This window comes from Mangrovicoccus sp. HB161399, from assembly GCF_013184745.1.
Taxonomy (GTDB): Bacteria; Pseudomonadota; Alphaproteobacteria; order Rhodobacterales; family Rhodobacteraceae; genus Mangrovicoccus.
In genome coordinates this window covers 1-18,765 of sequence record NZ_JAATVU010000072.1, presented here as the reverse complement: position 1 = coordinate 18,765, position 18,765 = coordinate 1, and the positions used below count along the sequence as shown (strand labels likewise).

The following is an 18,765-nucleotide window of genomic DNA, read 5'->3' as shown; positions in this document are numbered from 1 at the left end:
GTCTCAGCCTTCCGGGGCGAACAGCCCGCGCGGGTCGAATTTCTGCCTGAGCCCGGCCGCCAGCGCGGCCACCGGAGCCGGGTCGGGATGCAGCGCCGGGATGTTTCCCTCGCCGCGCAGCCGCGTGGCATGGCCGCCCAAATCCGCCATCTGCGCCCGCAGGTCGGTGCCGGGCGCAACGGCGGCCCAGAGGAGCGCGCCGCCCCAATCGAGCGTCACCTTGGCCCCTGCCCCGCAGAGGCGTTCGGCAAGGATCGCGCCATGGCTGGCCCGCAGGCTGATCCGCCAGATGTCGCGCTGCGTTTCCGCCAGCGCGGCGCCGTCGCGCAACGCGGGCCAGGGATCCTCGTCCACCGGCACAAGGCCGGGGATCAGCCGGGCCAGCTCCCCCGCGCGGTAGGAAACGGACTCCGCGAAGCCCTCGATCCTTAGCAGCATCCGCGCCGCGTCCCAGGCGGCGCCGGTGACCTCGTAGGGCGAGCCGAGCGCGCGGGCCATCTCCGCCACTGCGCGGGACGGGTCATCGCAGGCCAGCGCCAGCGTCGCCACGCGTTCGGGGACCGGCAGCACCTTGAAGCTGAGTTCCGTCAGGACCCCGAGCGTGCCCCGCGCCCCGGCCTGCAGCCGGGCAAGGTCGTAGCCGGTGACGTTCTTCATCACCCGCCCGCCATTGCGGACCCGCGTTCCTTCGCCATCGACGAAGACCGCGCCCAGAAGGAAATCGCGCGCCGCCCCCGCCTGCACGCGGCGGGGGCCGGAGGCGTTGACTGCCAGCGCCCCGCCGATCGTCGGTTCGCCGGAGGTGCCCAGCACCGGGCGGTGATCCATCGGCTCGAAGGCGAGGCGCTGGCTCTTCTCCGCCAGCACCGCCTCGACCTCGGCCAGCGGCGTTCCGGCCTTGACCACCAGCGTCAGCGCGCCGGGCTCGTAGAGCACGACTCCCGAGAGTGCCGCCGTCGACAGCACCGGACGCGTGGCGGCGGGGCTGCGCGTGCCGCCGCCCCGGATTGCGAAGGGCGCGTTCGCAGACCGGACGGCGTCCGCCAGTTCGGCCTCGGAAGCAGGGGTGATGACGGTCATGGCCGGCGTCCCTCCGTCACCGCGAGCGGAAAGACCTTGGCCGCGTTCAGCAGCCATTTCGGGTCGAACACGTCCTTCACCTTCAGCTGCGCCTCCAGATCCTCGCGCGAGAACTGCACGGTCATCAGGTCGCGCTTCTCGACGCCGACGCCATGCTCGCCGGTCAGGCAGCCGCCGACCTCGACGCAGAGCCGCAGGATGTCGGCGCCCATCTGCTCGCAGAGCTCCAGGTCGCCGGGCTTGTTGGCGTCGAACAGGATCAGCGGATGCATGTTGCCGTCGCCCGCATGGAACACGTTGGCGACGCCCAGCCCGTATTGCGCGGAAAGCTCGCCGATTCGCTCCAGCACCAGCGGCAGCTCGGTGACCGGAATGGTGCCGTCGAGGCACATGTAGTCGTTGATCTGCCCCATCGCGCCGAAGGCGGATTTGCGCCCTAGCCAGATCGCGGCGCTTTCCTCGGCCGAGGTGCTTTCGCGGATCACCTCCGGTGCGTGCCGTTCCGCGATCTCGCGGATCAGCCGCAGCTGGTGGTCGATCTCCGCGGGAGACCCCTCCACCTCGATGATCAGCAGCGCCTCGACATCCGGATAGCCGGCATGGGCGAAGGCCTCGCAGGCGCGGATGCAGGGGCGGTCCATGAACTCTATGGCGACGGGCAGAACGCCCGCCTCGATGATGTCGGAAACGCAGGCCCCGGCCACGCGCGAGGAATCGAAGCCCATCAGCACGGGCCGCGCGCCCTCGGGCTTGGGCAGGATGCGCAGGGTCGCCTCGGTGACGATGCCGAGCTGGCCTTCGGAGCCGCAGATCACCGACAGCAGGTCCAGATCGCCCGCATCCATGTACGCGCCGCCGATCTCCACCACCGTGCCGTCCATCAGCACCATGGTGACGCCCAGAAGGTTGTTGGTCGTCACGCCGTATTTCAGGCAGTGCGCGCCGCCAGAGTTCATGCCGATATTGCCGGAGATCGCGCAGGCCAGCTGCGAGGACGGGTCAGGCGCGTAGAAGAAGCCGTCGGCCTCCACTGCGCCGGTCACGCTCAGGTTCGTGCGGCCGGTCTGCAGCCGGATGATGCGGTCGGCATAGTCCGTCTCCAGCACCTCGGTCAGCCGCGCGACGCCGATCACCACTGCATCCGCCGTGGGCAGCGAGCCCCCGGCCAGCGAAGTCCCTGCCCCGCGCGGCACCACCGGCACGTCCATCGCGTGGCAGATCCGCAGCGCCGCGGCGACCTCGTCGGTGGAGCGCGGCAGCACGACCGCAAGCGGCGGGCAGCGATAGGCGGTCAGCGCATCGCATTCATAGGCAACGAGCCCGCGCGGATCGTCGATCACCGTGTCCGCGGGCAGAGCCTCCTTCAGCCGCGCGACAATTTCCGCGCGGCGCTCCAGAACCATGGGATTCGGGCGTGGCAGTTCCATGATGTCCTCCCTGACGCATGATGTCTGTCACGAAGGTCCCCTGTCCAGCCACCATCGCGGCTGGCCTTTTCACGATATGGAAAGCGGTGCATGGCCCCCGAGCCGCGCAGTCAGGTCAGCTGCCGCCCGCGCCACCTTGTTGCCCACGAAAGCGAATTTCTCGGGGGAAAGGCGCGCCGAAAGCGCCGAGATGGAAATGGCGCAGGCCGCCTCGCCGGTTTCCGACCAGACCACGGCCGCGATGCAGCGCAGCCCCGGCGCGTGTTCCTCGTCATCGACGGCAAAGCCCTGGCTCCGGATCCGCGCGATGTCCTCCATTGCCGTGCCGAGGCCGCGATGCGACCGCGAGGTCAGCGGATGGAAGCCGGTGCGGGCGGCGAAATCGGCGATCTGGTCGTCGGGCCAGGTCGCGAGGATCGCCTTGCCCATGCCGGAGCAGAAGGCCGGGACGCGACCGCCCGGCGGCGAGATCGCGCGGACGATCTCGCGGCTTTCCACCTGGCTCAGCGTCACCAGGTGGTCGACATCGAGAATTCCCAGGTTTGCCGTCTCGCGGGTCTCGTCGCGCAACCGCCGCAGGTAAGGCATCGCGGGCGCGACGAAATTCCGCCGCTGCGCATAGGCTGCACCCACGGCGTAGGCCTCGCGCCCGACATGCCAGAGCGACTCCTCGGCATCGAACTGCGCGAAGCCCTCGGATTCCAGCGTGGTCAGCAGCCGGTGCGCGGTCGAAACGGCAAGCCCCGCCTCGCGCGCCAGGTCGCTGACCCGGTGGCCCTCGTCCGAGCGCGCCAGCAGCCGCAGCAGCCCCAGCGCGCGCGTCACCGACTGGACGCCGCCGCCCTTGCCATCCATCGCCAATCCTCCCGCATCGCGAAACTCCCTTCCGCAATCTGGGGAACGGCTGCGTCCCTGTCCAGCCTCAGACCGGCAGGTCGTGGAACTTCCGGCCGAAATAGGCGGAACCCGGCGCGGTCGGGTCGGCAACCACGTCCACCACCTCGCAGAAGATCACCTCATGCGTGCCGCACAGATGGCGGTAGCTGACCCGGCAGTCGAAGGAGACGACCGCATCGTCCAGCACCGGCGCCCCGCTTTTTCCGCTGTGCCAGCCGGTCTCGGCGAAGCGCTCTTCCATCGGGGCCTTGCCGCCGAAGGTCATGGCGAGGTCGCGGTGGCGCGGGCCGACGGTGTTGACGCAGACCGCCTGGTTCGCAGTGAAGGCCGCCATGGCCGAGCTCTTGCGGTTGAGGCACACGAGCAGGGTCGGCGGATCGTCGGTGACCGAGCAGACCGCCGTGGCGGTGAAGCCCGCGCGGCCGCCCGGCCCGTCGGTGGTCACGATGTTCACCGCGCCCGCAAGGCAGGCCATCCCGTCGCGGAACGCCTCTCGCGTCACCAGCTCCAGCGCGCCCGGTCCTCCGGGCTGTCCTGCTGTCTCCGTCATCTTCGTCCTTCCCGGCAATCCTGTTCTGCCCAACTTAGCCTCCCGGCACCGGAAAGCGCAGGGGGGACGCCCGGAAAAGGGCAAAAAAGCAGTGGCGGCCTTGCGCAAGTGCCGCACCCGGGGCTTCGACCTTCTTCTACGCCCGCCTTGCCGCTAGACCGGGGGCACCCCTGTTCCCGTCAGACCGGAGTTTCCATGTCCGACCTTTCCCCCCTTGCCGCCGCCCTGATCGCCGCACACGACACCGGCACGCGCGCCGCGCCTTCCGCCGCCCCGGCCTCTGCCGCCGAGGCCTATGCCGTGCAGGAGGAGGTCAGCCGCCATTTCGGCGCGGTGGGCGGGTTCAAGACCGGGCTGAAACCGGGCGCCGACCCGATCATGGCGCCAGTGCGGGCGGACCGCGTGCTGGCCTCGGGAGCCGCGGTGAAGGTCGCGGACAAGATGGGGATCGAACTGGAGGTCGGCTTCGAGATCCTCTCGCCCCTCCCCTTGGGCGCCGCGCCTGCAGACCTTGCGAAGCATGTCCGCCCCCTGCCGGTGATCGAACTGGTGGACACGCGGCTGGACGGGCCGCTGGCCGCCGATCCGCTGGCGAAGCTTGCGGATCAGCAGGTGAATTACGGGCTGGTCCTAGGCACGCCGCTGGAGAACTGGGACGGCAGCGATTTCGGCAAGCTCTCGGGCATGCTGACGGTCGGCGACACTGCGGTGCTCGACGGCGAGACCGAAGTGCCCTTCGGTTCGGCGCTGACAACGCTGTCGGCGCTGGCGAATTTCATCGGCACCCATTGCGGCGGGCTGCAGCCGGGGCAGATCGTGATCACCGGCTCGCTGACCGGCCTGCCCTATTTCCCCGGCGGGAATGACGTGCGCGCGCGGATCGACGGGCTCGGCGAGGTCGCCGTCAGCCTGCTTTGATGGACGGCGCCGCACCGACCCGGCCCCTCGCCTGCTTTGCCGCAGGCGGGATCGCCGCGCCAAAGGAGATCCGGGACCACCTGGCGCTGCACCTGCTCGACACGCTGGCCTGCGCAGCGGGCGGCGCGGGGCTGGAAATCTCGCGCGCGGCCCGTCGCCATGCGGTTGCCATGGGCGGCAGCGGCCCGGCCGGGCTGATCGGCGGCGGCGCCACCAGCCCGATGATGGCGGCCTTCGCCAATGCGCTGGCCGCCAATGCGCTCGATTTCGACGACGGGTTCGAGCACGAGGGCAAGGGCATGGGCCATCCCGGGGCCACCATGGTTGCCGCCGCGCTGGCGGCCGCGGCGAAGAGGCCCGTGCCGGGTCCCGAGTTCCTCGACGCGCTGATCGCCGCGACCGAGGTGAACAACCGCCTGATCCTGTCGCTGCAGCCCACGCCCGAGCGGTTCCGCGAGGTCTACGGAATCGGCCAGCACCAGGCGATCGGCGCGGCTATGGCCTATGGGCGGCTCTGCGGACTCGACGCGGCGGCGATGGAGAATGCCATCGGGCTGGCCGCAACGCTGGTGCCGGTGCCGAGCCTGCACAAGTACAACTGGACGGCACGGCCGATTGCCAGCTTCAAGGATTTCGTCGCCCCTGCCGCACAGGCCGGGGTGCAGGCAGTGGAGCTGTCGCTTGCGGGATTCACCGGCGCCGCGGGCGTTCTGGACGGCCCGCAGGGATTCTGGCGCATGGCAGGGTCGGACCGGTTCGATGCCGGCCTGCTGACCGGCGGGCTGGGCGAGCGCTGGCTTTCCGGCCAGGGCGCCTTCAAGACCTATCCGGCCTGCCGCTGGATCGCGCCCGCACTGGAAGCGGCGGAGACGGTGCTGGCCGGTATCGCGCCGGAGGAGATCAGGGCGCTGACGATCCGCTCCTTCGCCGATGTCGCGGCCAAGATGGGGGTCTGCGATCCGGTGAACGCGATCGACGCGCAATTCGCCCTGCCCCACCTGATCGCCTGCCTCGCCCACGGCCTGCCTGTCGGCCCCCGCTGGATGGACGCGGAAGCGCTTGCCGATCCGCAGCTCAGGGCGACCGCGCGCAAGGTCGTGCTGGAAACCGATCCTGAAGCCGATGCCGCCATGACCGGACGGGGACGGCGGCCCTCGGCGACGGCGGAGCTATTGACCGCGGACGGACGGTGGCTGTCGCATCACATCCCGGCGCCGAAGGGCGGCGCGCTACGGCCGGTGAGCGGGGCGGCGGTGCTGGCCAAGGCCTCCGGGCTGCTCGCGGCGGCGGGCCTGCCGGAGGGCGTTCTGGTGACGCTCGAAGGTCTGGCGCAGGCAGAGGACGTGGCCGCCGCCTGTGCGCCGCTTTTCGCCGGCTTCGGCTGAAGCTCAGCCGAAGCGCAGCGGCGCGTAGGGCGCCATGTCGATCCCCGGATCGCCGCCGGTGACCAGCTCGGCGACCACCTCGCCGGTCTTCGGCGCCATCATCAGCCCGTGGTGCGAATGGCCGAAGGCGGCGTAGAGCCCCGGCCGGCCGGGGAAGCCGCCGAGCGCGGGCAGGCTGTCGGGCAGGGTCGGGCGGCGGCCCATCCAGACCTTCGCCGGACTGTCGCCCACGTCCGGGCAGATGCCGCGGGCGAGCTTGCGGAAGATCGCCTCGCGCTCCGGGTCCGGCGCGGCATCGATATCGCCGAACTCCGCCGTGCCCGCGACGCGCATGCCGCCCTCCATGGAGCTGGCCACCACGGTGGCCTCGACATCGGTGAAGGAGTTGTTCAGCGTCACGCCCGGATCGGAGATCTCGATATGGTAGCCGCGCTCGGCCATGAGCGGCAGGCGGAGACCCAGCGGCGCCAGGAGCGCGCGCGACCAGGCACCCGCCGCCATGACGACGCTCTCCGCCTCATGCACGCCCGCGGAGGTGGTGACGGTCCAGGTCTCGCCCTCGCGGGCAAGACCTTTGACCTCGGCCCGCTCCACGATGCCGCCGAGCGCCGCAACGCGCTCTGCCAGCACAGTGCCGATGCGCCCCGGCGAGAGCGCCCTGCCCTGCCCCTTGATCAGGATCGCCGCCTTGAAATCCTTCGACACGGCCGGTTCCACCGCCTGCAGCCCCTGCGGGCCGACCAATTCCAGCTCCGCGCCATGCTCGGCGCGGACCTTGAAGCCGAGCGCATCGAGGCTCGCCTTGTCGGGGTTGCGGAAGGCGTGGATGTAGTAGCTGTCAGCGATCAGCCCGCCCTGGCCCGCGGCCTCCAGATGGCGGCGGTAGAGTTCGATCGAGGGCGCGCAGAGGGCGCGCATGGCCGCGGCGCTTTTCCGGAACTTCACCTCGGTGCCGTTGGCGAGGAACCGCAGCCCCCAGGGCGCCATGCGCGGCCAGAATTCCGGCCGGACGCGCAGGGGTTTCCGCGGATCGGACAGCATCCCCGGCAATGCTTTCCAGAGGCCGGGCGAGGAATGCGGGGCGATGGAGAAGGGCGAGACCACCCCGGCATTGCCGTAGGACGTGGCCTGGCCCGGCGCGTCGCGGTCGATCAGCCGGACCTTGCGCCCCCGCTCGATTAGCGAGAGCGCCGTGCAGATGCCGACCACGCCGGCGCCGATGATGACCGTCTCGCCCATCTCAGGCCTCCGCAGGGGCTGCGCGATGCGACGCGATCTGGCTGAAAATGACCGGCGCGGCGATCAGCACCGCGATCAGGTCGGCGGTCAGCGAGGGCGCGATGAAGACAAGTCCGGACAGCGCCAGCAGCACCCGTCCCCAGATCGCCACCGGCCCGGCCAGATGGCCCACCACGGCGCCCGACAGCGCGAAGACGCCTGCGATGGCCGAGACCGAGGAGTAGAGGAAGGGGAAGAACTGGAAGCCACCCTGCCCCACGATCAGAAGCACCGGCGCATAGACGAAGGCCATCGGCGCCACGATCTTGCCGAGGCCCAGCGTGAAGGCCGAGACGCCGGTGCGGAACGGGTTCGAGTTCGCGATGGCGGCGGCGGCATAGGCCGAGGTGCAGACCGGCGGCGTGATTTCGGCCACCACCCCGTAATAGAGCACGAAGAGGTGGCTGGCGATCGGCGGCACGCCGAGCTGCGCCAGCGCGGGCTGCGCCACCGAGACCAGCATGATGTAGAGCGCCGTGGTCGGCACGCCCGCCCCCATCAGGATGCAGGCCAGCGCGATCAGGATCAGCGACAGGAACAGCGTCAGATCCTGGACCGAGAAAAGCTCGAAAGCGCCGAAAGTCATCAGCCCGTGCAGGTCGGAAGCCAGCGAGGCCGCGCCCGAGGTCACCATGAAGCCCAGCCGGAAGCCGATGCCGGTGGTGTTGATCACGCCGACCACGATGCCGACGGCGGCCGAGGCCGCGCCGACCGCGAGCGCGTATTTCACCCCGGTCTCCATCGTCTCGGCCATGTCCGGGACGCTGATCCGGGTCTGCGGGTTGAAGACGCCGAGCACCGCGCCCGCGATCAGCAGCAGGGAATTCACCGCGTCGAAGCCGTCGCCCGCGTATTTCCACAGGACGAAGGCGATGAAGGCCGCGGGCAGCGCCAGGGTTGCCGGGGCGCGCCAGCGCGCCATGCCGGTGATCAGCGTCAGCGAGATGCCGCAGAAGGCCGACATGTAGGGGGTGTAGCCGGCAAAGAGGATGGCGAGCATGCCGACGAGCGGAATGAGGTTCGCCCAGCCCTCTGCCCAGACCTCGCGCAGCTTCGGCAGCATGTCGGCCGCCATGCCCTTCAGCCCCAGCCGCCGCGCCATCAGGTGGACGACGGTGAAGACGCCGACATAGTGCAGCAGCGCCGGGAAGATCGCGGCGATGACGATGGTCGTGTAGGGCAGCTCCAGGAATTCGGCCATGATGAAGGCGGCCGCGCCCATGATCGGCGGGGTGATCTGCCCGCCTGCCGAGGCTGCGGCCTCGACGCCCCCCGCGAAATGGCCGGGATAGCCCAGCTTCTTCATGTTGGGGATGGTCAGCGCGCCGGTGGAGACGGTGTTCGCCACCGAGCTGCCCGAGATCGTGCCGAAGAAGGCGGAGGACACGACCGAGACCTTGGCGGGGCCGCCGCGGTACTTGCCCGCGAGGATCGTCGCGTTGTCGATGAAGAGCTTGCCCAGCCCGGTGCGCTGCGCGATCACGCCGAACAGCACGAAGTGGAAGACGATGGTCGAGGTCACCCAGAGCGTCACGCCGAAGATGCCCTCGGAGGGGAAGTACATCGAGCTGACGAAGGTGCGGAACTTGACGCCGGGATGCTGCAGGATACCCGGGAAGTAGGGCCCGAACAGCGCATAGGCCATGAAGACGCAGATGATCGCGGGCAGGATCCAGCCCAGCGTGCGCCGCGCGATGTCGAGCACCAGCACGATCAGGATGCAGCCGAAGATCATGTCCCAGATGTCCGGATTGCCCATCCGGAAGGTCTGCTCCTCGACGCCGAGGAGCGGCAGCCCGTGCCAGGCGAAGCCGATATAGAGCGAGCAGATGACGCCGAAGGCCATCATCGCCAGATCGGGCACCGGCACGTTGCCGATCCGCCAGCGCCCGGTCTTCAGCGCGTAGGCGCCGCTGCTGCGCATCGCCGGGTAGAAGGCGTAGATCAGGACGAAGAGGCCCGACAGGTGCCAGCCCATGTGCCAGCGGTCCGAGGGCATGCCGAAACCCGCGGTGATGTAGTGGTAGAGTGCGAAGGCCAGGGCCACGCCGCGCAGCGCCAGCGCCATGCCGGGGCCGACGGAGCGGGTGGCGGCGCCCTCGTCATATTTGCGCTCGATCTCTCGGAGGTCCTCGGCGCTCAGCTCGCCGGGTTCGGAGCTGGGGGTCATGGGCAGGCTCCCGCATGTCGCCGCGCCGGAGCGCGGCCAGGTCATCGTTAGGACGCGAAAGGGCGGCCCCGACGGGCCGCCCGCGAAGTGGACCGATCGGGCCTCACTCCATCATGCCGGCTTCCTTGTAGAACTTCTCGGCACCCGGATGCATCGGCACGCCCAGGCCGTCGAGGCCGGAAATCGCGGTCTCCAGCGTGATCTGCTTGCCCTTGGCATGGCCGGAATCGAACAGCTTTCGGCTGTTGTCGTTCCACAGCGCCTTGGTGATGCCGTAGACCAGTTCCTCGTCGAGGTCCTCGGAGACGACCAGAAGCGCGGTCACCGCCGGGGTGTTGACGTCGTAGTCGACGCCTTCATAGGCCCCGGCCGGGATCAGCGAGGGCATGTAGGCGGGCTCCACCTCGGCGATCTTGTCCATGTCCCCGTCGGAGAAGCTGACGAGGTCCATGCCCTTGGTGGAGGCGAGCTGCACCATGGCGGCGACCGGCCAGCCGGCCACGTAGAAATAAGCGTCGAGCTGGCCGTCGGCCAGGCGCTCGGCCGACTGAGAGTTGTTCAGCTCGGCTTCCTCGATGTTGTCGCGGGTGATGCCCCACTGCTCCAGCATGTGCAGCACGGCGACCTGCGTGCCCGAGCCCGCCTCCGCGATGCCGACGCGCTTGCCCTCGAGATCGGCCATGGTCTTGATGTCCGAGCCCTTCGGCAGCACCAGGTGCAGGTCTTCCGGGTAGAGCTTGGCGACGATGCGCAGCTTGGGGTGCGGCTTGCCTTCGAACTTGCCCTCGCCCATGTACATGGCGCGGACGACGTCGGTCGAGGCCATGCCGGCCTCCAGTTCGCCGGACTCGACGGCCTGGCAGTTGTAGACCGAGGCGGTGGTCGACTGCGCGATGGCAATCAGGCCGGGCACGCCGCACTGGCCGCCCTCGTCGCAGGGGCGCGAGCCGGGCGGTGCCGAGATCGCGTTTGCGATCATACCGCCGATCGGAAAATAGGTGCCGCCGGCCGAGCCGGTGCCGATGCGGAAGAAGGTCGGCGATTGCGCGGCAGCGGTGCCGGCGACCAGAAGCGCTGCGGCGGTCACGCCAGCGAAACGTGCGAAGAAGCTCATCTCTGTGTCGTCCCTGTCTGTCGGTTATGGGTCCCTGTCCCGCTCGGACGGCGGGATCTTCTTGGCGCAGAGAAGGCGACGCCCGGTTGCTCTTCAAGAATATTTGTTTCGCTTTGAGAATATCGTGCAGTATCCGTGACTATTGCCGCAATTTCCTGCGCCTTGCCCGAATTCCGGGCAAAGGTTGCATCGTATGTGCAAGAATGAGTGTCGGTCCGCGTGTCAGGCATGTCTTGGTCAGGGGGCGTGCGCAAGGCGCATCTGTCCGCGTATCGAACGGTCGAGGTCCAGTTGTCCGAGTGCAGCCTTCCTGGCCATTCCTTCCAGATAGGCAGACGGGCATCGTATCAGGCCGCGCGCGGATTTTTCGACCACAAGGGCCAGCGCCTGGACAGAGCGTTCCTCTCCGAGCCGTTGTCGCAGTCTCTCCCATTGCCGTCCGGAGATGCCGGCCATCTTCGAGATGTCTTGTCCGACGCTTGCAAGGAAGGCCCATGTAACGTGTGAGGACGCAGATCCCGCCCATTGGGCGAAATTGGGGAGTGCTTGCAGCAATTGTTCCGGTTGGACGGAATGCGTCACTGGTTTTTCCACGACGCTGTCCTCGCCGGGATGGTCCGGTTGCAGTGTCTGCGTAGAGTCTGACTCTTGGTTTTTGTTTGTATCTTCTATGTGGGTCCCATTTTCGGGACTCTCGGGTGCCAGAATGGCATCCAGTTCGGCGAGGATGCCATGAAGTTCGGCGGCGCGGCGGGACAGTAGGGAGAGTGCAATCCGGGGATGTGGCCGGGCCAGGGCGGTGTCCAGCTGCATCGCCTCTGCGGCACCCGAGGGAAGCAGGAGGCGCCTCTCTCGGATGGTCCGGATCAGTGCAGCGATCTGGCGGCGCAGGCTTGCGGCAGCCAGGCGTTCCGTTTCGTGGCGCTCGTGGAGCGTGCGCAACTCTTGTGCCCTAGCGGCAAGAGGCGACAGGTCGAAACCGTAGGCCTCGGTGATCAGGCCATCGGTGCCGCGGCGGCCCCAGCGCTTGCCGTTGGGACTGTCGCGGAAGCAGAGGACACCCGCATCGCAGAGTTTGCGCAGGTGCCGCCGGAGCGCGCTCAGCGACAGTCCGGTGCGGTCGGTCAGCAGCGCGTTCGAGGGCCAGACGACTGGGCGTTGCCCGCTGTCCCAGTCCTGGGCCTGCGAGAATGCGGCGAGCGTGTCCATCAGCAGGACTTGCGCGGGCTTGAGCCCGATCAGTGCCGCGGCCCGCTTCAGTGCGACCATGGCCTCCGATTTCGCAACTGAAACCCGCTCGCCCTCTCTGCCCAGCAGCTCCGCGTGCAGCAGCGATCCATCCTGGCGCCGCCAGCCTGTTCGGGCTGGCAGCGGCGAATAGCTCTCCGCGGCCTCCGCGGCATGCGGAGGCCCTGCCCCGTCCGGGGCGTGCCTGAAATGCATCATGATCTTTCAGCAGACAGCAGAAAACCGTTCGCCCGAAGACGTTTTTCGTTGTTCGAAGATTTGGGGACTGCTACTGATTGAATGTCAAACTTGGTCACGTCTTGCCGGACGCGATCAGCTTACAGCCCTCGGGACTTCGGTTCTGAGGGTTTTCTTTTGCCTACATGCTCCTTTCTGTCTCTGCCTCAATGGTCGAGTTAACAGCTGTCAACTCGGGTTCACGCCTCGGGGTTCTCTGAACGGAACCTCTCGTAGGACTCCCTGATGAGCTCTTCCAGATTGCCGTCCAGCCAATCCGAAAAGGCCCTGTTCACCCCTGCCCGCTTCACGGACATGGTGATGCTGCTGCGCGCGCTGCGGATGGTGACGCCCGGAACGGGGGTTGTCTCGGCTGCCTCGCTGCTGCGGGCGCCGCGGCGGCTGATTTCCCTGAGGAGCCCGTCCAGCCGTTCGTCGGATGTGGCATCGGCCGGAAAGCGCCCGAGAATGCCGATGGCAGACTTCCCGTCGATGACGCCGCGCTCGAACACCTGCGCCAGGCTCATCCATTTCGGGCGGCCTGATCCGGGCGCCGGACCGATCGCGTCGCCCACCTCTGCGGGCACGAGCCGGGTGATCCGTTCGAGTTGCGAGAGCGTGTTCTTCGAGATCGCCAGCGCCTGCATGATCTCGGCCCGCTCGTAGCCCTGTCCGCCGATCGAAAGGGCGAAGCGGGCACGTTCGTAGAAGCTGAGCTCCGCGCGCCCGGCATTCTCCAGACCCTTCGCCATCAGCGCCTGGCTGTCATCCATCGTGCGGATCAATGCCTTGACCGGCAGCCCCGCCTGCTTGCAGGCGAGGATGCGGCGTCGGCCGTAGACCACCTCGAAATGGCCGTCCTCGGTGGTCGAGGGGCGCAGCAGCACCGGAACCTGCTGGCCGGAATCGCGGATGCTCTCAGCCAGTTCGGCGATGGAATCCTGTGCCTCGTCGGAGTTAACACCTGTCAACTCGACATCCATCCGGTCCTTCGGCCCCCAGGCCAGGATCAGGTTGGTATCGATGTCCTGGATGCCGCCGAGCCCTGCCCTGACCGATCCGATCGTTCCCTTGGGCAGGGAATGATGCGCCCTGCCGGCGGCAGGCTTCGCCTCGGCAGCGGCTGTGATCGCCGCCATGATGCCCGTCTTGTTCTTTCCCATCGCCATGGTCAGCGTCCCCAAGCGTTCTGGATCATGCCGGCAATTTCCGCGCCCACCGCGTCCATGCTGGTCCTGGCCCTGTCATAGGTGGTGCGCGTCATGTCCGACCGCGCGACCTCGTAGATCGTCATCTTCAGCATCGAGGCATCTCCGATCGCCGTGCTGCGCAGGCCGGTCGCATGCACGACCCGGTCCTGGAACAGCGCCCGCATCAGGCTGACGATCTGCTGGCTCGGGATGTCCGAGGGATCGTCGCGGGTAATCAGGAAGGAGAAGAAGTCATGGCTGAGATTGACGCCGGTGCTTTCGAATACTTCCAGATAGGCCGAGGTCATCTCGATGAATTGCTGCGTCGAGGCCAGGTCGAGCATGCTGGGCGTCATCGGCACGATCACGGCCGTGGCTGCATAGAGCCCGGTCAGCGTCAGGAAGCCGAGGGCAGGGGGGCTGTCAATCACGACGATGTCGTAATTCTGCTCGACGGTGGAGATGGCGTTGGTCAGCCGGTCGAAGAAGGACACGCCGCGCCCGGCGCTGATCGCGGTCTCGGTCTCGAACTCGCTGAGGATCAGCCGCGCGGGGGCCAGATGCAGGCCCGGGAAATAGGTCTCGACGATGCAGTCCGCCATCGGGACCGGGTCCTCGTAGCGGATCGCGTCGTAGATGGAGACGCCGTCGAATTCCAGCTCGGTCTGGATCCCGCAGAAGCCCGACAGGCTGCCCTGAGGATCGAGATCGATCGCCAGCACCCGGTAGCCCTGGAGCGCGAGGTAGTGGCAGAGATGGATGGAACTGGTCGACTTGGCCGATCCGCCCTTGAAGTTCATCAGCTGCAGGACCTGCAGCTTGTCGCCCTCGCGGCGGCCGGGCACGTACTTCCCGGGCTTGCGCGATCCGGCCTCGAGGATGAGCCGCGCCTCTCGGATCTCTTCGGCAGAGTAGAAGCGGCGACCGCTTCGGTTCTCCGCCGGCTCCGGTATGCTGCCTTCGCTATGGCACTTTCGCAGGAACTGCCCGGTCACGCCGAGCAGGTCCGCAGCCTCGGTTGCCGAGAAGGCACGGAGCTGCTTGCTGTAGTCCGGCGCATAGGCCTGCATCAGATGCGTGGTCAACGCAGTCTGTAGACGAGAGGCCATCTCGCGGGTAAGCTCTGACTGTGTCCCCGCCTGAATGGGTGCAGTCTCGATCATGGTTTGCGTTTCTCTGCTCATTGGCGCTTATTTGCGCAACCTGATGGACTATGGCCGCGATTCACGTGCCCAAGTCAAGTGCAAACTATCGCTTGCTTTTTTGCTTCCGGGCAGGAATCCGGCTTGCGATTCGATCCGGCGCGTTAACAGCTGTTAACTGAAGTTGGTCTGCGCGGCCCGAGTGGCTTGCCTGTGCGCTGTATGAGCTTTCAGGCTTGGGGAGCTCTCAGGCAAGCCAGAACGAATTGTTTCGATGCCGTTTGTCGCATCTGCCGAGAAACAGCTGTTAACTCGGAGGGGACTGCGCTGCGTGGAGAGAATTGTATCATTGGGCTTTCATCTGCCGGAGGACCAGGGCCCCTCGATCGTCAGGAAAGACCAACGGGAACTCCAATGGACCGCATGGCCATGTCCGAGTTCTCGGCCAGGCATGAACATGAAGGCTTGGCGTGCAGATCAGCGGCGATTCCGCAGCGGATGATGGAATTCGCGTGTCCAGCCGAAAGCACGAGGGGACTTGCGCAGCGAAGAATATAGATCGAAGGCGTGACCTGCGACGGCCACAGATGGGCATGCACGGCGGCCGTCCCGTCTCCCGCAACCGTGCAACCGATGCCTATCTTGGCTCGCTGAACCTGCGGATTTGAAGCTCCGCCAGGACAGAAATTCCGCCCGCTTCTTCGAGGCCAGAAAGACGCCGTACCATATTCTGGTGGCTATCATCCAAAACGACTGGATCGGGGACCTGTCTACCCGCTGCCTCGGTAAGATGGTGCAAGCCAACGGGCCATCGGCGCATCTTCCAATGCCCCGTGTCCAAGCTCTGCAACGAGGGTGCCATACTCAACGCCTTGGCAGACGTGTCGAGCGGGCAAAAGACTGTCATTCCGCCACAATTCACGTGGCGCTCGACCAGCCTGAGTCCCACCGGTGCGGGCGAGAACGTTGCATTTTCCACCATCTGTCAGAGGGCGAGCAGTCGAGATCAAGATGGCCGGAGCTTGCGAACCTCGTGGACATCAGCACACACGACGCGTTGGCCTTCATGTCGATTCTGCGCCAACATTGTACCTGGCTACATTCCACCAACCGCTCAGAATGCTGGGCCAAAGTGATGAAGCTCCGAAGGACGTCGTCGAGATCTTTCACCACGAATCTTCCATTCTGCGCCTGATCGGTTCGGATCTGTCCGAGCTGAAAGGCGAATGGCTTACAGCGGGTCTTTGCATGATTGCGAAGGCATTCCCGCAGATCGGCAATGGGAGTTCACTCCACTCTCGCCATCAACACGAAATTTACTTGATCATCTCCTAGGACCATTGGGGGAATCGCGCCAGCTTGGTGGCGCGATCACAGCGATGTGGGAACTTGTGTCAGGCCGGGTGGCCCCCCTGGTTCGAGACTGCCCAAAACTTCGAGTGCAGCGCTATCATGACAAAGAGCCGTGGTCTCGCTTGTGCCAACGTGATGCCTCTGGTTGCGCCGGTTCGCCTTTCCAGCGGTGCACGAGCCGGAGCCGCAACCGTCGGCAACTCTTGCGGCTTCCTCGGAATTGCGTTTCCATCGGCTTCATCAGCTGCCGGTTCAGCCGGATCCCGCATCGGCCATTTGGCTTTCTGGCGCCGAATGGCCGATGCGGACCTGCGAGCGCGGACATACTTGTCGTGGCGTCAGATGCCGTGGATTGAACACGTCCCTCATGCGCAATGGTCAACCGCCTTGCGTGGGATTTTCGATACCATGACTTCCGCATGCCGCCCATCTGTCATCCCCTCGCGGACCCGCATACCAGCCGAGTTCTCGGGCCGGTAGTGCTTCGCTTCGGTTTTAACATAATGCAAAGATCAAAGTCTAAAGTGGGCCGCAGCTCGTCACTAGCCCGCCACCGCTGCATTGCGGCTGTGATAGTGTCGGGGACCTTGCAACAATGTGACGCCACCAATGATGTGATCCCGGGTGGTCACCCAGGTATATGGTCGAGGTGAAGGTCGGCGACTTCAACGACGGACGACGGGGTGCCCTAAAGACCAAACGAACATGGAGCTGTCCGGGCCGCTAAGCGCGATCGGGGAAATTTCCTGTGCAGCATCGCCGACGCGTTGCTGCATCTGATGATGGAATTCTAGCGTCAAATGATCGGACCGGGGAACCGGTCACAGCGCGAGTGATGTCGAGGGTCTGATCGGCCCCGGACAGCATGAGCGCAGCGGCCATCGCATGACACGGGGCAATGGCTACTGCAACCGCGCTTTCGACATTCGTCTCGGGACGCTGAATCTGAGCGTGCCCAAGCTGCGGCAGGGTAGTTATTTCCCTGTTCCGCCCTAGGGTCGATCGCTGCCTGCGGCACCGGCCACTCGCTCCTCGAAGCCCGGGAAGAGCCCGAGCAGACCCTGGTCGCCTTGATCCGGGAGGCGTAGATCAAGGCGCCTCCACCCGGCGCGTCAACTAGCTATTGCAGACGATGGGCCCGAGCGACATCTTGAAGTGCACTGTCCCGAAGCTGCGCAAAAGATGAGCCTTGACGAGCGCGTGAGCGTACCTGAACTTGTCGCAGACACGTTGCCGACAGACCAGCGCATGCAATCGCCGACTGAGCGAGAGTAGCCCTCTCCTTCTTGACGCCCCTCATCTGTAGATCGGCGAGGGCGGCCCTTACGTGGCGATCGCAGCCATAATCGCGGTCGCTGCCAACATCTAGGGGCGGCGCGAGATCATCGGCCTCGAGTTAGACCCTTAGAAGGCAGAAGTGTTCTGGGCCAAGTTTCTCGCCCGCTCAGGACCCGTGACTGGATGGTGTTCGCCGTGTTTGGTGGGGTGGCGCGATCTTTCGGGCTTTCTTGGACTCCCGGAACCGATGCGCGGCGGCCACCGCCTTGAGATGGTCGACTGCCGCGACAGCGCGCGGCCCTTGTGCCGCGCGGTCCGTCCGCCGGTGGCCGGGAACCGCTCTTTCTGCGCGGCATGGAGCGCGATGCAGGCCGGCCTGCGACCGGCCACGGACCCGGCGGCGCCCGGAGCTGCCCATCGGGGCGCCGCCTTCGCCGGCACCCCCATGCCGAGCGTCCGCCGCCGGGCCGGGCGAGCGGCGGTGCATCATGCCGAGCGCCGCCCTGCGTTCGGCACGGCCACCGCCCCGGCCCAGGTCGCCCTGGACGGCAAGCCCGCTGCGCAACCGGCGCGTTCCCCGGACCTGCGGCGGAACATGCCTCATGTCCATCAGCGCGTGCCCGAGGAAGCCCGGCATCGCGCCGGTGCCGGGCGGCTTCCGGCAGAGCCGCGCCTGCGGACCGGGGGCCGGGGCATGCGTCGCGTTGGGACGCTTCCCGCCCCTGAAATCCACGCCAGCATGTCGGCTGCGGCTGGCGGGGCGGGGCATCGGGCCGGGCTCCGGACCGGTCCGGCGGGGCGGCGCCGCGTGCCGGAGGATCGCCGTCCTCCTTCGGCCGCATGCTCTTCATCGGCGCCCGGGCCTTCGCCAGCGTTCCGCCGGCCGGGAAATGGCAGTCCGGCAGCAGCGGGGCGGCCTCGCGATGCGCCGGGATGGCGGCCATCGCCGTGCGCGGCATGTCCGTGGTCAGCAGGCGGTCGCGGTGGTATGCCCCTCTCGGGTGGTCCGGTTTGAAAGTTAGTGCATGATTGGCCTGTGTTCCATCGGGATGGTGGTCCCGGGCGCTGGTGGCCGATAGCCCAGAGCGCTGTGTGGTCGCACGGTGTTGTAGTGGCGGCGCCATCTTTCGATCAGGATCTGCGCCTCTCTCGACGAATAGAAAATCTCGCCGTCGAGCAACTCGTCGCGGAGCCTTGCGTTGAAGCTTTCGACGTAGCCGTTCTCCCAAGGCGATCCAGGCTCGATGTAAGCCGTCTTGGCCCCGACAGCTTCGATCCACTCTCGGACCTTGATGGCGATGAACTCAGGGCCGTTGTCCGACCTGATGTACGCCGGCGGGCCGCGCAGGATGAACAGATCGGTCAATGCATCGACGACGTCGACGGAGTTGAGCTTGCGCTTTGCTCGGATCATGAGAACCTCTCGGGTGCATTCGTCGATGATGTTGAGCATGCGGTAGGCGCGCCCATCCGCTGTCCTGTCCTGGACGAAGTCATAAGACCAGACGTGGTTCGGGCG

14 protein-coding genes are annotated in these 18,765 nt (G+C 66.8%); 3 read left to right on the top strand and 11 right to left on the bottom strand.

Features of this window, described 5'->3' with window-relative positions:
- Positions 1–3: 3 nt before the first annotated feature.
- The 4 genes from HCC78_RS25955 to HCC78_RS25940 form a co-directional block, all read right to left on the bottom strand.
- On the bottom strand, positions 4–1,071 hold the full coding sequence (locus HCC78_RS25955) for an FAD-binding protein (protein ID WP_172331696.1): 1,068 nt from the start codon (positions 1,069–1,071) through the stop codon (positions 4–6).
- 5 nt (positions 1,072–1,076) lie between these two features.
- On the bottom strand, positions 1,077–2,507 hold the full coding sequence (locus tag HCC78_RS25950; protein WP_172331686.1) for an FAD-linked oxidase C-terminal domain-containing protein: 1,431 nt from the start codon (positions 2,505–2,507) through the stop codon (positions 1,077–1,079).
- Between the two features lie 69 nt (positions 2,508–2,576).
- A complete protein-coding gene (locus HCC78_RS25945) occupies positions 2,577–3,362 on the bottom strand; it encodes an IclR family transcriptional regulator (protein ID WP_172331685.1) in 786 nt (261 codons plus the stop codon).
- Positions 3,363–3,429: 67 nt separating this feature from the next.
- Complete coding sequence (locus HCC78_RS25940; protein WP_172331684.1) at positions 3,430–3,954, bottom strand: flavin reductase; 525 nt, start codon at positions 3,952–3,954, stop codon at positions 3,430–3,432.
- A gap of 195 nt (positions 3,955–4,149) precedes the next feature.
- Here HCC78_RS25940 and HCC78_RS25935 point away from each other — a divergent pair, with 195 nt between their 5' ends.
- Positions 4,150–4,872, top strand: a complete 723-nt coding sequence (locus HCC78_RS25935; RefSeq protein ID WP_172331683.1) for a hydratase — start codon at positions 4,150–4,152, stop codon at positions 4,870–4,872.
- The gene (locus tag HCC78_RS25930; RefSeq protein ID WP_172331682.1) at positions 4,872–6,257 is read left to right on the top strand and encodes an MmgE/PrpD family protein; all 1,386 of its coding nucleotides are present in this window, start codon (positions 4,872–4,874) and stop codon (positions 6,255–6,257) included. The genes HCC78_RS25935 and HCC78_RS25930 overlap by 1 nt, the downstream gene beginning before the upstream one ends.
- Before the next feature lie 3 nt (positions 6,258–6,260).
- Here the strand turns inward: HCC78_RS25930 and HCC78_RS25925 are convergent, their stop codons facing one another.
- From HCC78_RS25925 to repA, 6 genes are all read right to left on the bottom strand, one after another.
- Complete coding sequence (locus HCC78_RS25925; RefSeq protein ID WP_172331681.1) at positions 6,261–7,496, bottom strand: FAD-binding oxidoreductase; 1,236 nt, start codon at positions 7,494–7,496, stop codon at positions 6,261–6,263.
- 1 nt (position 7,497) lies between these two features.
- Positions 7,498–9,705 (bottom strand): TRAP transporter fused permease subunit, encoded by a 2,208-nt coding sequence (locus tag HCC78_RS25920; protein ID WP_172331680.1) that lies wholly within the window; start codon positions 9,703–9,705, stop codon positions 7,498–7,500.
- A gap of 103 nt (positions 9,706–9,808) precedes the next feature.
- Positions 9,809–10,819, bottom strand: a complete 1,011-nt coding sequence (locus tag HCC78_RS25915; RefSeq protein WP_172331679.1) for a TAXI family TRAP transporter solute-binding subunit — start codon at positions 10,817–10,819, stop codon at positions 9,809–9,811.
- A gap of 237 nt (positions 10,820–11,056) precedes the next feature.
- Positions 11,057–12,262 (bottom strand): plasmid replication protein RepC, encoded by a 1,206-nt coding sequence (gene repC / locus HCC78_RS25910; protein ID WP_371743936.1) that lies wholly within the window; start codon positions 12,260–12,262, stop codon positions 11,057–11,059.
- Positions 12,263–12,483: 221 nt separating this feature from the next.
- On the bottom strand, positions 12,484–13,452 hold the full coding sequence (gene repB / locus HCC78_RS25905) for a plasmid partitioning protein RepB (RefSeq protein WP_253949368.1): 969 nt from the start codon (positions 13,450–13,452) through the stop codon (positions 12,484–12,486).
- A gap of 2 nt (positions 13,453–13,454) precedes the next feature.
- Positions 13,455–14,636 (bottom strand): plasmid partitioning protein RepA, encoded by a 1,182-nt coding sequence (gene repA / locus HCC78_RS25900; RefSeq protein ID WP_371743934.1) that lies wholly within the window; start codon positions 14,634–14,636, stop codon positions 13,455–13,457.
- Positions 14,637–16,853: 2,217 nt separating this feature from the next.
- Between repA and HCC78_RS35005 the strand changes: the two genes are divergently transcribed.
- The gene (locus HCC78_RS35005; RefSeq protein WP_371743933.1) at positions 16,854–16,964 is read left to right on the top strand and encodes a transposase; all 111 of its coding nucleotides are present in this window, start codon (positions 16,854–16,856) and stop codon (positions 16,962–16,964) included.
- A gap of 1,300 nt (positions 16,965–18,264) precedes the next feature.
- On the opposite strand, the gene HCC78_RS25890 is transcribed toward HCC78_RS35005, so the two are convergent.
- The coding region (locus HCC78_RS25890) for an IS3 family transposase (RefSeq protein WP_172331675.1) at positions 18,265–18,765 on the bottom strand (501 nt) is incomplete at its 5' end.

Coding starts and splice junctions, on each gene's coding strand:
- HCC78_RS25915 (WP_172331679.1), bottom strand. CDS start 10,819: ATGAGCTTCTTCGCACGTTTCGCTGGCGTGACCGCCGCAGCGCTTCTG.
- HCC78_RS25930 (WP_172331682.1), top strand. CDS start 4,872: ATGGACGGCGCCGCACCGACCCGGCCCCTCGCCTGCTTTGCCGCAGGC.
- repB (WP_253949368.1), bottom strand. CDS start 13,452: ATGGCGATGGGAAAGAACAAGACGGGCATCATGGCGGCGATCACAGCC.
- HCC78_RS25935 (WP_172331683.1), top strand. CDS start 4,150: ATGTCCGACCTTTCCCCCCTTGCCGCCGCCCTGATCGCCGCACACGAC.
- HCC78_RS25920 (WP_172331680.1), bottom strand. CDS start 9,705: ATGACCCCCAGCTCCGAACCCGGCGAGCTGAGCGCCGAGGACCTCCGA.
- HCC78_RS25945 (WP_172331685.1), bottom strand. CDS start 3,362: ATGGATGGCAAGGGCGGCGGCGTCCAGTCGGTGACGCGCGCGCTGGGG.
- HCC78_RS35005 (WP_371743933.1), top strand. CDS start 16,854: ATGACACGGGGCAATGGCTACTGCAACCGCGCTTTCGACATTCGTCTC.
- HCC78_RS25950 (WP_172331686.1), bottom strand. CDS start 2,507: ATGGAACTGCCACGCCCGAATCCCATGGTTCTGGAGCGCCGCGCGGAA.
- HCC78_RS25925 (WP_172331681.1), bottom strand. CDS start 7,496: ATGGGCGAGACGGTCATCATCGGCGCCGGCGTGGTCGGCATCTGCACG.
- repC (WP_371743936.1), bottom strand. CDS start 12,262: ATGCATTTCAGGCACGCCCCGGACGGGGCAGGGCCTCCGCATGCCGCG.
- HCC78_RS25940 (WP_172331684.1), bottom strand. CDS start 3,954: ATGACGGAGACAGCAGGACAGCCCGGAGGACCGGGCGCGCTGGAGCTG.
- repA (WP_371743934.1), bottom strand. CDS start 14,636: ATGATCGAGACTGCACCCATTCAGGCGGGGACACAGTCAGAGCTTACC.